13 protein-coding genes are annotated in these 15,102 nt (G+C 44.9%); 3 read left to right on the forward strand and 10 right to left on the reverse strand.

Going from position 1 to position 15,102, the window contains the following annotated elements; all coding sequences use genetic code 11:
• The coding region (locus tag DC345_RS32330) for a collagen-like protein (RefSeq protein ID WP_220095233.1) at positions 1-860 on the reverse strand (860 nt) is incomplete at its 3' end.
• A 130-nt stretch (positions 861-990) separates the two neighbouring features.
• Positions 991-2,202 carry an RICIN domain-containing protein gene (locus DC345_RS05320; RefSeq protein WP_397333648.1) on the reverse strand — a complete coding sequence of 404 codons (1,212 nt, stop codon included), beginning with the start codon at positions 2,200-2,202 and terminating at the stop codon, positions 991-993.
• Between the two features lie 285 nt (positions 2,203-2,487).
• Here DC345_RS05320 and DC345_RS05325 point away from each other — a divergent pair, with 285 nt between their 5' ends.
• Entirely contained in the window at positions 2,488-3,423 is a 936-nt protein-coding gene (locus tag DC345_RS05325; protein ID WP_181586492.1) for a carbohydrate deacetylase, read from the forward strand.
• Positions 3,424-3,501: 78 nt separating this feature from the next.
• On the opposite strand, the gene DC345_RS05330 is transcribed toward DC345_RS05325, so the two are convergent.
• Positions 3,502-4,959: an alpha-L-fucosidase gene (locus DC345_RS05330; protein WP_113052837.1), complete on the reverse strand. Its 1,458-nt coding sequence runs from the start codon at positions 4,957-4,959 to the stop codon at positions 3,502-3,504.
• Between the two features lie 122 nt (positions 4,960-5,081).
• Between DC345_RS05330 and DC345_RS05335 the strand changes: the two genes are divergently transcribed.
• Positions 5,082-5,945: an AraC family transcriptional regulator gene (locus tag DC345_RS05335; protein ID WP_113052221.1), complete on the forward strand. Its 864-nt coding sequence runs from the start codon at positions 5,082-5,084 to the stop codon at positions 5,943-5,945.
• Positions 5,946-5,973: 28 nt separating this feature from the next.
• Here the strand turns inward: DC345_RS05335 and DC345_RS05340 are convergent, their stop codons facing one another.
• Both DC345_RS05340 and DC345_RS05345 read right to left on the reverse strand, forming a co-directional pair.
• Positions 5,974-7,044 (reverse strand): glycosyltransferase WbsX family protein, encoded by a 1,071-nt coding sequence (locus tag DC345_RS05340; protein ID WP_113052222.1) that lies wholly within the window; start codon positions 7,042-7,044, stop codon positions 5,974-5,976.
• 28 nt (positions 7,045-7,072) lie between these two features.
• Positions 7,073-8,095, reverse strand: coding sequence for a glycosyltransferase family protein (locus tag DC345_RS05345; protein WP_181586493.1), 1,023 nt, complete (start codon positions 8,093-8,095; stop codon positions 7,073-7,075).
• A 300-nt stretch (positions 8,096-8,395) separates the two neighbouring features.
• Here DC345_RS05345 and DC345_RS05350 point away from each other — a divergent pair, with 300 nt between their 5' ends.
• A complete protein-coding gene (locus tag DC345_RS05350) occupies positions 8,396-8,794 on the forward strand; it encodes a hypothetical protein (RefSeq protein ID WP_113052224.1) in 399 nt (132 codons plus the stop codon).
• 77 nt (positions 8,795-8,871) lie between these two features.
• Here DC345_RS05350 and DC345_RS05355 read toward each other — a convergent pair whose 3' ends face one another.
• The 5 genes from DC345_RS05355 to DC345_RS05375 form a co-directional block, all read right to left on the reverse strand.
• A complete protein-coding gene (locus DC345_RS05355; protein ID WP_113052225.1) occupies positions 8,872-10,221 on the reverse strand; it encodes a glycoside hydrolase family 30 protein in 1,350 nt (449 codons plus the stop codon).
• A 22-nt stretch (positions 10,222-10,243) separates the two neighbouring features.
• Complete coding sequence (locus DC345_RS05360) at positions 10,244-11,887, reverse strand: type 2 periplasmic-binding domain-containing protein (RefSeq protein ID WP_113052226.1); 1,644 nt, start codon at positions 11,885-11,887, stop codon at positions 10,244-10,246.
• A 76-nt stretch (positions 11,888-11,963) separates the two neighbouring features.
• Positions 11,964-12,851: a carbohydrate ABC transporter permease gene (locus DC345_RS05365; protein ID WP_113052227.1), complete on the reverse strand. Its 888-nt coding sequence runs from the start codon at positions 12,849-12,851 to the stop codon at positions 11,964-11,966.
• A 15-nt stretch (positions 12,852-12,866) separates the two neighbouring features.
• Positions 12,867-13,859: an ABC transporter permease gene (locus DC345_RS05370; protein WP_220095234.1), complete on the reverse strand. Its 993-nt coding sequence runs from the start codon at positions 13,857-13,859 to the stop codon at positions 12,867-12,869.
• Between the two features lie 117 nt (positions 13,860-13,976).
• Positions 13,977-14,999 (reverse strand): LacI family DNA-binding transcriptional regulator, encoded by a 1,023-nt coding sequence (locus DC345_RS05375; RefSeq protein ID WP_113052228.1) that lies wholly within the window; start codon positions 14,997-14,999, stop codon positions 13,977-13,979.
• Between the last annotated feature and the right edge of the window lie 103 nt (positions 15,000-15,102).

The raw sequence follows: 15,102 nt of genomic DNA on the forward strand, positions 1-15,102 counted from the left end.
CCAGTCACCCCTGTGGCTCCGGCCAATCCTGCGGCCCCCGTAGCACCAGTCACACCAGTGACGCCGGCTGTTCCTGTCGCTCCAGTCACCCCTGTGGCTCCGGCCAATCCTGCGGCTCCCGTAGCACCAGTTACTCCCGTCGCTCCCGCCACACCAGGATCGCCCGTCGCTCCGGTTACGCCTGCTGATCCAACAATTCCCGTCGCTCCAGTCACTCCTGTGGCTCCAGTTGCACCACCTGCTGGGCCCGTTGCTCCGGTTGCTCCCGTAGCTCCGTTCAGACCAGCTGCACCCGCTGGGCCAGGGTTACCCTGTGATCCCACTGGACCTATCGTTCCTTGAGCACCCGCAACACCTTGAGGTCCGGCAGGACCTGCTGGGCCTGCGGGTCCCGCAGGTCCTGGAATTCCTGAGTTTCTAAGTGTGTTGGCAAGAGCTACTTCTGCTGCTCGAATAGCAATGACCAACTGGTCTTTGTCCGCGGAATGAATGCATTCCTGTAAAACTACAGACAACAGCGAATCAAGCAATTGCTGCAAATTAATGCCTACACTTATTGGAGAGAAGGGAATGACCTCCGCTGAAGCAATCGAAAGTTCCAAAGCTGCTTCCAGGCTCGACTTGTTTCCTTTCTTTAATTTCAAATGATGAACCAAAGCCAGCAACTTTCGCAAAATTTCTATTAAGACAGAAACATTAACCTGAGTTGGATTAGCAAATACCTGTGCAATGGTAGTTCTCAATTCACCTATTAATTTGAGGAGTAAATGAGCTTCTTCACCAATGCCCGTATGATGTAATTCTTCTCCGCCTTTTCTAAAGCCGCTTCCCCCGGCTCCACTGCGTTTTTTGTATTTCATGTTCCATAATCTCCTCCTTGGGAGCTTTGATAATGTCCGCAGGCCGGGCGAACATCACTTGCCTGATGTCAACAATATATTACCAACATCAAATTTTGTGATGAATACACCTAAAATTATTGCCGTTTAATTAATTCAATTTGTTAAACGACCATCTTTGTGCATCTGTACCGTTATCATTCCATTGCTGGATTACAGCCCCATCTGCCGTTGAAGAACTCGACACATCTACTGCCAATCCATTCACTTTGGAAATGATTTTATAGTAACCGTTCCCTGCATCCTGGATGCTCCACCTTTGGGCGTTAGAGCCGTTATCATCCCATTGCTGAAGCTGCACACCGGGTGACGCTGTTGAGTTGGGCACATCAAGAACTTTTCCGCTATGAACCGCCGTAAGTTTATAGAAACCATCCCCTGTGCTGTCGACCCTGAACGTTTGGTTACTCGCACTGTAATTGGTCCATTGTTGTACTTTGGCTCCGCTTGCTGTGGATACATCCACGATATCCAACACTTTACCGCTTGCTTTGGAACCAATTGTGTAGAGGCCTCCGCTGATAATGTTCGGTGTATTCGCTGCTTGATATACCCGTACGTAATCCACCAGCATTTGGGATGGGAAAGGTGTCGCGTTATTAGGGCTGCCAGGCCAATTCCCGCCCACAGCCATATTCAACAGGAGGAAAAAAGGACGCTGAAACTCCTCAGTATTGCCTGTTCCATTTTCAATGTAAAACTCATTGAATTGTTTGCCATCCACAAACCATCTTATATATTTGGAATCCCATTCGATGCTATACACATGAAATTGGGAAAAATCAAGATTTTCCGATATCTTTCCATAATCGGCATGCCCGTTAGCATCCCAGTGAACGGTACCGTTTACAAAAGCATTGTTGTTGACCCGCTCCATAATGTCGATCTCTCCGCTCTTTGGCCAGCCAACGGAATTAATGTTGCTTCCCAACATCCAAAAAGCAGGCCAGAGTCCCTGACCTGACGGCAGCTTGATACGTGCTTCGACTTTCCCGTAAGTAAAATCCTTCAAGCCTTGGGTTTTGATTCGCGCCGAGGTATAATTACTGCCATTGTAATTTTCTTTGCGTGCAGTGATGACCAGATTGCCACCTGTAACTTGCAGGTTCTCGGTGCGATTCGTATAATACTGCAATTCATTATTTCCCCATCCACCACTGCCGGTACCAATCTCTGCAGACCAGTTCGACGTATTCAGAGAGCTTCCATTGAATTCGTCACTCCACACCAGATTCCAATTGGTCGCTGCGTTTGTCGTCGTGCCAGGCAGTAAAGCGATTAGGAAACTGAACAGCACCAACATACTTACGATTTTTCTTTTTCTCAACAATCTTTTCCCTCCCCATATTAACGGACTGATTCCGAACAGGGACATCCCATTTTTCTCAATCCGTAACAACGTTTACATTAAATGTATTCTGTATGTAGCTCGATTATTTCTTATTGCGAACTGGATATACCATGGACAAGGCAGCATTCCAAGTATTTTATCTGGCCTGTGCGAATGAACGGTCCATACCTTGTGACCTTTAATATATTGGGGACATGGCGAATGATTCGTTCTCAACATAAGGAAGGAGATAAAGGCATGAGCAGGCAAGTGATCATTAATGCGGATGATTTCGGACTGTCGCCCGGCGTTAGTCAGGGAATTATTCAAGCGTATCGCGCTGGTGGAATTACGAGCACTTCAATGATGGTAAATATGCCGGGCCTTGATCATGCATTGAGTTTAGCCCGGTCGCTGCCAGACCTCGGAGTCGGTTTGCATTTCAACCTGACATACGGGAGACCTGTGTCCGATCCGGCTCTTGTGCCTTCTTTGGTGAAGCCTGACGGTGCTTTTCATCAAGGCCAGTGCGGATTAATACGAGAATTCGCTGATATTGCCATAGAACTCGATGCTCAATGGAATGTTTTGGCTCAAGCGTTACTTCCTCCTACACATCTCGACTCCCATCAGCTGCTGCATCAAAACGATCCCATCATATTCAAAATCATGGCCGAGAAAGCTGTCCGGGAAAACATCCCGCTTCGGCGATCTCAGGTCCGGCATGCAAGCCCTGATCTGCCATCCCCTCGGATGACGGATACGATTCTGTTGGATACTTATGGAGATCATGAGGGTTTGCAACGATTACTTCAACATTTATCTACGCTCCCAGATGGCATTACGGAGATTGTATGTCATCCGGGATATGTCGATGATGCTCTGCGTGAAATTTCCAACTGGCTGGACATCCGCGAGCATGAGCTTGCCGTGTTTGTCAATCAGGATGTTCCCCGAACGATACAGGCGCTGGGCATTGTGCCAATAAACTACAGAGCCGTGCTGGATACCACGGAAGAATCATGCGAACTACCACAAATACAAATGACATCACCTCTCAAAACAGTAGAAAAAAGACGGCCTCGCCATCTGCGCCAACGCTTATTGAAGCGGCAGCGTTTGGCGAAGTTACATCGTTTGTCCAAAAAACGAAGAACGCTCCCTCGATCTTTTTCAACCCGCAAACGAGTGTAGTCCATTGCAGATTCGCACAAAGAATAGGACTATAACCAGTACATGTTCCTGTTGGTTATAGCCCTTTGTCCTTTTCTCTTAATCCAGTTCTAATTTAAATACGATGGGTGAGCTGCTTTGAACGTTTCTTGTCGTTATCGCCAAGGACTCTTCAGTTCTGCTCCATTCCGGTTCTTCGTCAAAGCCCAATATCTGAATGTCCCTGATCAGTCCATGGAAATGATGAGAGTTTTCCTTCAGCGAACGAATATGAACGATCCCATTCTCCGGGTAGGCCATAACCGTGGCATAGAGGCAGCTTTCTTTTACGGTGAAACGGATGTCCTCACTTGTAAAGATCTTGGTTTCGCCATCTGTAAACTGTCCTTCCTTCACCTCGGTCGGCCCTTCCCCATACGTCCGCCAGAACGTCGTGTCATAGATCGCCTCGCCATTCACTTCCAGCCATTGTCCTATAGCGAGCAAAATATCTCTGTCTTCATCTGGAATACTGCCATCTGCTTTTGGTCCAATATTCAGCAGCAGGCTGCCATTTTTGCTCACAATATCAACAAGGTCCCTGATGATCTCATCTGCTGTTTTATAGTTGTTTTTTTCTGTATAACACCAGGAATTTTTGGCGACAGCCGTATCCGTTTGCCAGAAATACGGTTTCAGATCGGCGAATTGTCCACGCTCCACATCCGGTACGGCACAACCGAGCATAAAGGCATCATGCTTATAGTTAATCGCTACCGGAATGCCCCACTCTTCACCTTTGTTATAATAGTAGGCGCTGAATTTTTTCAAGTAAGGTTTGAACGCTGCCGTCTGGATCCACCAGTCAAAATAAAAAACACCCGGCTGGTATTGATCCACCAGTTCACAACAACGAATCAGCCAATCTTCCAAATATTCATCCGTTGGAGGTGAGCCGTATAAGTCATGATGATCCGGTTCCGGCATGGCTGGCCAGTAGAAATCACCACGTCTGAGCGGCTCCTTGACATCTGAATCGAAGCTTTTTCCATGAGACATGAAAAACCAATGTTCCGCACGGTGTGACGAGACACAGAATGTAAGTCCCTGCTTCTCATACGCGTCCTTCATCTCACCCAGCAGATCACGTTTGGGTCCCATTTCAAGTGTGTTATAGTGGGAGATGGAGCTTTTGTACATTTGAAAACCATCATGGTGTTCGGCTACTGGCATCACATATCGGGCCCCCGCCTTTTTAAAAAGCACAGCCCATTCATCTGCGTTAAACTTCTCTGCACGGAACATCGGAATAAAATCTTTATAACCAAAATCCTTCGGATGACCATAAACGCTAAGGTGATGTTCATAAGCTTTGGAGCCCTCAATATACATATTTCGTGAATACCATTCACTATCATAAGCCGGAATAGAATACAGCCCCCAGTGAATGAAAATACCGAATTTGGCGTTCTGGTACCACTCGGGAACCTTGAATGCACTAAGGGAATTCCAATTGTCCTTATACTTTCCTTCGGCAATGGTCTCTTCGATCTGTTGCAAATATTCATTTTTATCCATGATCATTCTCATTCCTTCCGTTATCATATCCACTTGTATTGTAGTGGCACGACCAGCGGATAGACATGCAGAACGTTAACTTTAGGATGGACAATACTAACCTTTGTCGGGAGTTGAGGATAATGAATCATACGAAGTTGCTCACAAACCACTTATCCAATCTGCAGGTTGAATTGTTCATGGTCAACTTCAATCGCTGCGATACGGATTGGCGGGACCTCGATTACACACCCGATTACAGCAAATTTTATTTAATCTGCGAAGGCGAGGGCTGGCTCAAGATCGGTGATCAGGAGTATTACCCTGCACCGGGACAGCTTTTTTTAATGCCTGAGGGGGTTACACAATCTTACTCGGCCATCAATGATCGTCCTTTTCTCAAATACTGGTGTCATTTTAGTGCGAGAGTGGGAGGCATCAACCTATTTCAAATTCTTAATTTCCCCCACTTCTGTACATCGGATCGACCCGAACTGATACAGGAAATATTCAACAGCATTCTTGATTACGCACGATCAGGTGAAGTCTATGCCCATATGATGGCAAAAAGCAAGTTAATAGAGCTGTTGTCACATTACATTATGCATCTGGATCAGGAACAGATTAGTTATATCAATGTGCCTGTTATGGAGAAAATATCTGCCGTACTGGCCTATATCGATTCCAACATTGAAGAAAATATTTCTGTACGGGATCTGGCTCAGGTTGCCTACATGCATCCCAATTATTTTATTCGTTTCTTTAAACAGCACATCGGCGTTCCACCCATCCACTACATTGCCAGCAAAAAAATGGATAAGGCAAAAGAACTTCTGACCTGTACGCCAAAAACAGTCACTGCTATTGCCGGACACCTTGGGTTTAGTGACTTATATTATTTCTCAAGGCAATTCAAAAAGCATACAGGTCTTAATCCAACGGAGTACCGCAAACAAATCACAGGAAGAACAGCGAAAGAGATAATAGGATCGCACACAGCCAAATGAAACGGAGCTCCACAAGGGAACTCCATCGTCATAACTTGCTGCGCTTGACCGCTCCTTGTTCAACCACTCTTTTGACCTCTCTCAGATAGGCGTACCCATAATCGTCATCCGGTTCAAGGTACGCCCCTTCCGCCCACTCATTCCATGCGTTGACGAACAGGAAACCACTCCTGTTCAATTCCTTTGCTCTCGTCATCTGTCGCGATAAATACATTCCGAATTTTTCAGGTGTTGATCCTACCGTACTCTGTCCATCAATCGATCGGCGCGGCGTATTGTCCCAATTTACAAATGCACCAGGATATACAACCTCGCCGTTTCGGTGAGGTGTTCTTTCGAGAATGGATGACCATACTTTATCGTAATTTACCACAATGTGCTTCTGCCCCTTAATGTCCAGTTCAATCCAGATTCCATTCATTTGACCATGCGCAAACGTATAGTGGGGCTCAAATTCCATGCTCGCATCAAAGACAGGAGAATTAAAGGTAGGAAAACCACCTATTGTCTGCACAAAATGGATACCCTCCAACCCGTGTTCTATCGCAAGCCTGCGCCAATAATGGATCATTTCCTGACATCGGGGTATGCTTGCAGGCCGATAGATCAAAAATAACGGTTTTCCCCCTACACAAATGTATCGTTTGTCCTTAAACGCTCTGACCAGATAATCGAAGTGTTCTTTCCAATCAGTCTCATCCCCATAGTCTTGCGAAATAAGAATATCCTCTTCGCGTCCGTCCCATTTACGTGTCCAGGTTTCGTTGGCCCATGACAAACAAAAAGGGAAATCCGGTTCTCCACTGTCCAAAATCTCATCAAACGGTTTTTCAAGCAATCGTTTGCCCTTAAACCAGTAATGATAATAACAGAAGCCGTATATTCCATAGTTTTTGGCTGTTTCGGCCTGCCATTTGCGCACCTTGGGATCTGTTAAGTCATAGTAGTTCTGATACAATGGCTTCCTTGGCTGCAGATGGCCTGGATAAAGAGGGATTGTTTTTTTTACATTCGTCCATTCTGTAAATCCGTCTCCCCACCACTTGTCATTCTCCGCAATTCGATGAAATTGGGGCAAATGTAACGCAATAAGCTTCAAGCAGGACTCCTCCAATTAACAGACGTATTCATTGGAAAATAATATCCATAAGTTGCAAACTTTTATGAAGATAGGATTGATTGTATTTCATATAAGAAAGTGCCTGGGAAGCAGCCAATCTTCGTTGTTCCACATGGTCCCAATATTGTCCAAGCTTCTGTACAAGTTCTTCAAAAGTTGCATAGCGTTGGAAAGCATCCGTGTTCGCAGGAGCGTTAGATGAAGCCGAAATGAGTTGAAATGTACCACATGCCGCTACTTCCATGATACGTCTCGCGGATGAGTTGTCCTGAACAACAAGTTTGCTGCCGTTGTACAACTTTTCCCGAAGCTCATGAGGTTGCACGGGTACAAATGCACCGAAACCCTCCCATCCCTTTCCCTCAACACGCACTTTTTTATCTGATAACCACGCATGAGTGGCAAGAGCAAACAGGCAGCTGCCAGGATGTGCATCCCCAATGATATAGACATCTGACTCGTATTCTCTTCCCACCACCTGCGGACAGAACACTGTGGGATTCGGTGGGAAAGGAAGTTCATGACATGAGACATTTCCCATAGATGGAGTGTGAGCGGAATTCTGTGTGAAAACATAATCAAAAAAATGGATTATCGATTCCATCTGTTTTAGATCCGACTGATCTGTCAACCAAATTGCCTTTTTGGCAGAGGAAGCGCTCATTGCTTCCAAATTCTGATTCGACAGAACATCTTCTCCATGCAGGACTAGAATCAAATCCAATTGCTGTCCTGAAGTGTGATCTGCCACTGGCTGGATCGTTTTGATCTCATTGACATATTGAACCAGATGCCTCAAGCTCTGTTCAATCAAAACAGAATTCGCAGAGCTATCTCTTTCCATAAGAGGAGTTATCAGGAGAACATTCAGCTGTTTATATTGAACACGGGGAAAATCTGATACTATTCTGCTGTCTTTACTTTCCACGATCTGTTCCTTGCCGTCTTGAATTATTTTCATAAGATGCTGCTGCAAATCCGATTGCTGTACAACCAGATGATGCTGGATTGATTTGAGTTTACGGTTCAATGTTGCGTTTATTTTTCTAAGATACACCTGATTGGGATGCTGGACAGTGCGCCGATTCTTTTGGGACTTAGTTGGCGTACTCCTCCTTTTTTTGATGATCATACCCTCCAATCACGATACGGATTGACTCTCTTTGCCTACAATATGCATCTGTCTTTGGCTAGGTTTCTATCGACTGATTTTTAGGTGTTTAACTACTCAAAGATGGGCTTCACCCGTGTCTTTAAATGTGCCACAACCCCGTGTCCATACGGTTCTTGTCCTCATAAAATATATTAAACCAGATAGGAGTTGATATGATTGCCAACATTCGATAGCATTCTTGTCACAGGAAACCAGACCATTAATCAGGATTTGCAGGTAAACGGGAATGAAACGATTGGATTGGACCTACAGGTGAACGGAGACCAGACGGTTGCTGGCAGCTTGCAGATTAACGATAGCTCCTCCATTACCAATAACCTAGGTGTCGGTGGGGTTATCGAGGCGGGCGACAGTGTAAAAGCAACGACGCAGTTAATGGCCATGAATCAGCCTACTCATCCAGTTGCCTTGCCACTCGTCCAGCAATTGTTATATTATAATCCCGGTGTTCTGAATCAACCGGGGCTAGTGTTAACAGGCACCAACGGAAATAAGTATGTTTTATTTATTGATGAGAGTGGAGGAACACCAAATCTAGCAATCCAAAGAGTATAGATCACTGGATGCAATATTAAAAGGCGATACTCTGAGTTAATTCTCTGAGTATCGCCTTTTCTTTCATTACAACATTATTACTCTTGGTTAATCAATATGGACAAAGCACTTTTGGATTCGAGTTGGAAACTTAACAGTTCTTCTTCTCTTAGCTGAACCTGCACATTTCCTGTTTCTTCCCCGTCATTGAAAAGCACGAGAGCAATCGAACCATCTGTATTTTTGAAGGCTACGGAACGAATGGCTGCCTCATTGGAGGACGAGTCGATACGTACCGCTTTGGGACGAATCAATGCACTGAAATGAGCAAGAGCATAATAGTCCAGTGTATAAGTAAGTTCTTTCGTCTGTTGGTTAACCTTTACAATGCCGCGACACGTACTTTTCCCGAAGCCAGGAACGGTAGGACCGTTGTTCTCATCCAGTGCCATATTCCAGAGCACAAAAGATTTGCTGTAATTGCGAAGAATCTCAATCCCTGTTCTGATGACATTGGAGAAAGCCTGTTCGAATGGAGGGATCCATTCTCCTCCTGATCCTTCGGTGAAATGTACCTCTTTATCGGCAAAGGCTTCATATACCTTTGTTTGTGCCGAGGCTTCGCCCCCATACCAATGCCAAGCGACTCCATCTACCTCTTCTGCCGCTTCATTAAGCACTGTCAGCGGATAATCCGGACGATCCCAGTTGTGATCATAACAAAGGATTTTGGACTGAATGTCATTTCTGACGAAAGCCGGCTTGAGATGATTTTTGATAAAGTCCGCTTGCGCTTCAGCTGGCATCAACATGCCGGGATAATGACCTGGTTCATAAAGCGCCTCATTCTGTGGTGTTACTGCATGGATAGGCAATCCATGGGATGCGTAGGCTTGAATATATTTCACAAAATATTCCGCATATGCCGGATACCACTCATTTTTCAATTGTCCTGTAATCATGGAGCCACTTGTTTTCATCCAGCCAGGCGCGCTCCAAGGAGAAGCGAACAGCTTCAATTGAGGATTCAGCTCCAAAGCCTTCTGAGTCAAAGGAATAACATCTGCTTCATCGTGTGCAATGCTGAACCCGGAACATTCCGGGTCCGTTTGATTTTCTGGCAGATCATTATAGCTGTATACCGTTCTGGCATAGTCTGAAGCTCCCATCGGATTGCGAATGACCGACAATCCGATGCCTTCCTCGGGATGGAACAACCGGGTCATGACTTCAGCTCTCTGCTCTTCGCTTAGTATCTGGTTGATTAGATAGGCAGAAGAATCGGTAAAAGAAGCTCCAAAACCATCCATTTCCTGATACGTCTGCTGATCATCCAGAAGAACAGTCGTTGTCTCCTTGCCGGAGTCCTGAGATTTCAATTGATCCTGGGACACGGATACAAACAATGCATCTTCTCCCGTGGATTTGTACATTTTGAATTTCGTCATATGTTTTCCCTCCACATTCCTCTTATTGGATACCCAATTTCTCTTTGTTTTGTTTCATTTTCTCACTACGTACCTTCAGGATGTCATCCCAACGGTTTTCACCTAAAAATGACTTGTAAGCTGCGAGCGCATTGTCAAAAGAGGCATCATCTTTGGCACGTACCATGCTTACCAGTGTTGAATTCCACTTGGCGTTGATTGCTGACAACGCACGTGCTTCAGGTGTTCCTTGATCCGGACTAATATTCTCCAGAATGAAGTGTGGTTTCAGTTTTCCTTTGCCCCACTCTTGCATTTGTTTAATCGCTTCCGGGAAAGCATCCGCACTCAGTGCTTTGTGACGGTCATGGCCAAAGAACATGAATTCACCCAACCGGTATTCCTTCTTGAATTTGTCCGCATTGTGCAGTTGCAGGTCTTTCACAGCCGGCAGCAGCTCAACCGTACCATCTGCATTCTTTTTATACGTCTCGCCTTCAATACCATAGTTCATCAGAAGCTGACCTTCTTCACTCAGCAGGTACGTAAAGATTTGAATCGCTTTGGCTGGATCTTTGGCATCCTTGGAGATGAAGTTGATCATCCAGCCTGTAATACCGGATTGATTGAGTGTTGCTGCATTCCCTTTGGTACTTTGCGGTCCATCAACGGCAACATACTCTTTGCCTTCATTGGCACTCAGATAAATTTGCAGATTTCCTCCCTGTTGTGGAGTACCATCTAACAGCATCGTCGCATATTTTCCGGATTTCACTTTTTCCTCAAAGGCCGTACCATCATCAGCAAAGCTGTCATCACTGATATTTCCGTCTCTGTATACTTTATTTAGAGTCTTCAGCCATGTAAGATAATCTTCATCCTGATTGCGATCATAGAATTCTCCATTTTCAGTTTCAAGCGGTACGCCGATGAAGTCTTGCAGCGTATCTCCGAGTGAACCAGTTCCTTCCCCAATCGAGTTAAAACCAAATGGAATCAGCGTTGGGAACTTTTCCTTGATCTGTTTCATCACATTTTCAAATTCCTCTGGCGTTCCCATAACTGGACTCCCCAAAGCTTCATACACATCTTTACGGATGATAAATGCCGTTTTGGCAGGTATGTTGCCGCTATCATAATCGGCTTGCGTATTGGAGTAGTTTGGATAGCCGTACGTCTTGCCATCAGCTAGCTGGAACCAGTTCAGGGTATCGGCAGCCGCAACTTTATTGAAATATGGATCATATTTCTCTGCAAGATCGTTCAGCGGCATAGCCCAAGTTGCGGCTTTTTGCACCACAGGAGAGTTGGAATCAAACACGGTCAGCAGGTCAGGCATATCTCCACCGGCAAAGAAAGTATTTAACTTCGTGTCGTCACCTGTAATGAATTTGATATTGATGTTCAGATCTTCCTTAATCTTCTTGGTTACAATGTCTTTGCCGAAATCCGTGTTCCACCAGTCGGCATTAACATACCAAGTTAGATCTGTTGCTTCTTCCTTTTTATCCAGCTGCCAAGCTGGTTTTTCCGGATCGACTGTATAGCGATCTTCAATGGAAACCCAGTTCCCTTCGCTCGAACCCCCTGATCCACCACTGCAGCCTGTAATCATGATCACCGCTGTCAGCAATGCCGCGCACAGTTTAACTCCTTTTTTGCCAGCTGCCTTATTCATCTTGAACATATTGTTTCCTCCTTATGGTTAGGTAAGAAATATTGAATAGCACGAACTTTCGAACAAGCTTAGATTCCTCTTACTCTTACTCCTTGACTGCACCAAGCATCATACCCGAGATAAAGTATCTTTGAAGTATGGGATAGATTAGTACGATAGGTAATGTGGTAATAACAATCGTGGCAAGTTGAACGCCTTTGGTCGTTGTTTCGATAACAGCTGACCCACCGATATTCTGCATCGATTGCGTTTGGGACTGAACGATAATCTCGTATAACATCATTTGCAATGGATATAGAGACTGATCGGTAATGTACAACTTGGTTGTCATAAAGTCATTCCATTGCCCTACCCCATTGAACAGTGCGATGGTTGCCATCGCAGGCATGGACAGCGGGATGAAAATTTTCAGGAAAATATGCCAGTCTCCTGCGCCATCAATTTTGGCCGACTCCTCCAGGGAATCCGGTACATTCCGGAAGAAATTCATCAGAATGACAACATCATAGAAGCTGAACAATGCCGGAATAATGTACACCCAGAAGCTGTTGAGCAGGCCAAGTGATTTGATCAACAGGTACGTTGGGATCATCCCGCCAGAGAAGAACATCGTGATAACCCCCATGGCTACGTAAAGCTTACGGCCACGTATGTACTTTTTGCTCAGACCATAACCGACCATGGCACAGAAGAACACGTGTGTAACAACTCCGATTGTTGTTTTGGATACGGAGATGAAGAACGCTTGCCAGATGCTTGAATCGTTGAATACAGCTCTATAATTCTCCAGCGAGAACTCCGGTGACCAGAAGATGAACCCGCCTTCCGCCAAAGCCTTGCCTGAGCTAAAAGAAGAGATAATGACATTCCAGAGCGGAACCACAATAATGACAGTACAAATAACGAGCAAAATAATATTTAAGGTATCAAAGATCCGACTATCGAGATCTTCTTTAGCCACCTTTCCATTCACACGGGATGCCTCCTTCTACAGCACAGATTGATTATCGTTTAATTTGCTTGTAATTTTGTTCGCGGTGACCAACAGAATAACGGACACGATCGAGACGCCCAGACCAACCGCGGTAGCATACGAAAAGTCACCCTGTGACATCCCCATACGATATACATACGAATTGATAACTTCTGCCTTATCACGGTTTTGCGAGTTCATCAGCACCAACGTCTGGTCCAGATTGGAACCAAGTAAACCGCTTACAGTTAGAATCAGATTAAGGCTAATGATCGATTTCATGTTGGGCAATGTGATATTCCAAATTTGTCTGAGACGGCTTGCCCCATCAATTTTGGCAGCCTCATAATACGTAGGATCAATCTTCGACATAATCGCCAAATACAGAATCGTTCCCCAGCCGGCCTCTTTCCAAATATCGGATAAGACTGCAATCCACCAATACTTGCCTGCATCCAGCAAAATGTTTTGTGGTTGTGAGATCAGTCCAAGACTGAGTAACAATTGATTAAACAATCCCGTTGTTGAGAACCAAGTGATAAGCATACCGCCCAATACGATCCAGGATAGAAAGTGAGGCAGGTATGAAATCGTTTGCACAAACTTCTTGAAACGTCCGCTGTTTAATTCATAGATCATGATCGCCAGGATAATGGGAATAACGAATCCGATACCCAATTTCAAAAAGCTGATTCCCAGCGTGTTCACTACGGCATCCCAGAAGTATTTGTCTGACATAATGATTCTGAAATTTTCCAAACCAACCCATGGCGCGCTAGACAGCGTGTCAATGACGGTGTAATTTTTGAATGCAATCGTCAATCCGTATATTGGAATGTAACAAAAAATAATCATAAAAATGATGCCGGGTATTATCATCGATTGAATTTCCCATTGTCTACGATAATCGATGACGAACTCTTTTACTCTTTGTCCGATTGGCTTCCTTCCCCCCGGTCTTATAGGCTTTTTACCGGTTGACGACGTCTCTACGGCTAATTTACTCACGCTCTTTTGCTCCCCTCCAACTTAAGCATTCCTTCATAAAAACGTTTTTATTTTCCGGCAAAAAAACCCCCTAATCTCAAATCTATAATTAAAAAAGACCGGAAATGATTGAATCCGCTATGTTAAAAAATCACTCCGGTCGATCTTCACATGACTTGAGCCCCGTATGATTAGTTCACCCGCCAGCTTTTGCGACACCCCATGTTCCTTCTTCTTAATCATGCGAACCAGGTGATTGACCGCCAGGATGCCTTGCCTTGCAATCTGGTTTCTTACGGTACTCAATGGTGGGGAAAAATATTGGGCAATATCAATATCATCGAAGCCTACTACACTTATATCCTGAGGAACCTCGAATCCATGTGACTTCAGGGCATGAATGCAGCCGATTGCGCTCACATCGTTTCCTGCAAGAAAAGCATCAGGCAGCTTGGCAGGATGAAGATGAAGAAAAGATTTTACAGCACTGTAGGTGCCCTCTTCCTCAAAATATCCCTGTAAGATGTAATCATCATCCAGTGGAAGCTGGTACTCACGCAAAGCGGCCAGATATCCATCTCTACGCTGATTACTGTCAAACATGGTGTCCACGCCGGATATGTAGGCGATTTTCTTATGCCCCAGTCCAATTAAATACTTAGTCGCTTCGTAACCCGCCACATAGGAGTCAAAAATGACGCTTCCCATTGTATCACTCTGATAGACCCGATCCAGAAATACAGCCTTGATCTTGTCTTTCTCCATAGCGACAATATCCTGCTCATCAATCCGAAGCTCTTCATAGATGATGACGCCATCCACACGCCGTCCCAGAATATTACTCATAATGACCTGCTTATCCTTGGTCACAAATACGTTCAGACCGTAACCTAAACGATCACATTCGCGAGACATGGACTCAACCAGCTTATAGAAATACGGACCCGATACACTTGTAGTGAAAAAGCCCAGCATTTTGGTTTGCCCGGATTTCAGCAGCTTGCCATTCAGATTGGGAACGTAGTTTAAACGCTCTGCCACTTTCAGAACATGCGATTTAGTTTCCGGATTTAAGACATCCACGCCGTTCAAGGCGTTCGAAACCGTAGAAATGGAAACACCGGCTTCCCTTGCAACATCTTTAATTGTAATCTTTCCCATAATTTTTGTTCCTTTGCTATAAAAACGTTTTTATATATTTTAAATTAGCATAAAACCGTTTTCAATACAACACTTTTTCTTTTAATTATTTTCCACATTTTTT

It is taken from the genome of Paenibacillus taichungensis (genome assembly GCF_003287275.1).
Taxonomy (GTDB): Bacteria; Bacillota; Bacilli; order Paenibacillales; family Paenibacillaceae; genus Paenibacillus; species Paenibacillus taichungensis_A.

What these genes read in the sequence shown, in the direction of transcription:
- DC345_RS05325 (WP_181586492.1), top strand. Translation starts at nt 2,488, where the DNA reads ATGAGCAGGCAAGTGATCATTAATGCGGATGATTTCGGACTGTCGCCC.
- DC345_RS05360 (WP_113052226.1), bottom strand. Translation starts at nt 11,887, where the DNA reads ATGTTCAAGATGAATAAGGCAGCTGGCAAAAAAGGAGTTAAACTGTGC.
- DC345_RS05355 (WP_113052225.1), bottom strand. Translation starts at nt 10,221, where the DNA reads ATGACGAAATTCAAAATGTACAAATCCACGGGAGAAGATGCATTGTTT.
- DC345_RS05320 (WP_397333648.1), bottom strand. Translation starts at nt 2,202, where the DNA reads ATGTTGGTGCTGTTCAGTTTCCTAATCGCTTTACTGCCTGGCACGACG.
- DC345_RS05330 (WP_113052837.1), bottom strand. Translation starts at nt 4,959, where the DNA reads ATGGATAAAAATGAATATTTGCAACAGATCGAAGAGACCATTGCCGAA.
- DC345_RS05335 (WP_113052221.1), top strand. Translation starts at nt 5,082, where the DNA reads ATGAATCATACGAAGTTGCTCACAAACCACTTATCCAATCTGCAGGTT.
- DC345_RS05375 (WP_113052228.1), bottom strand. Translation starts at nt 14,999, where the DNA reads ATGGGAAAGATTACAATTAAAGATGTTGCAAGGGAAGCCGGTGTTTCC.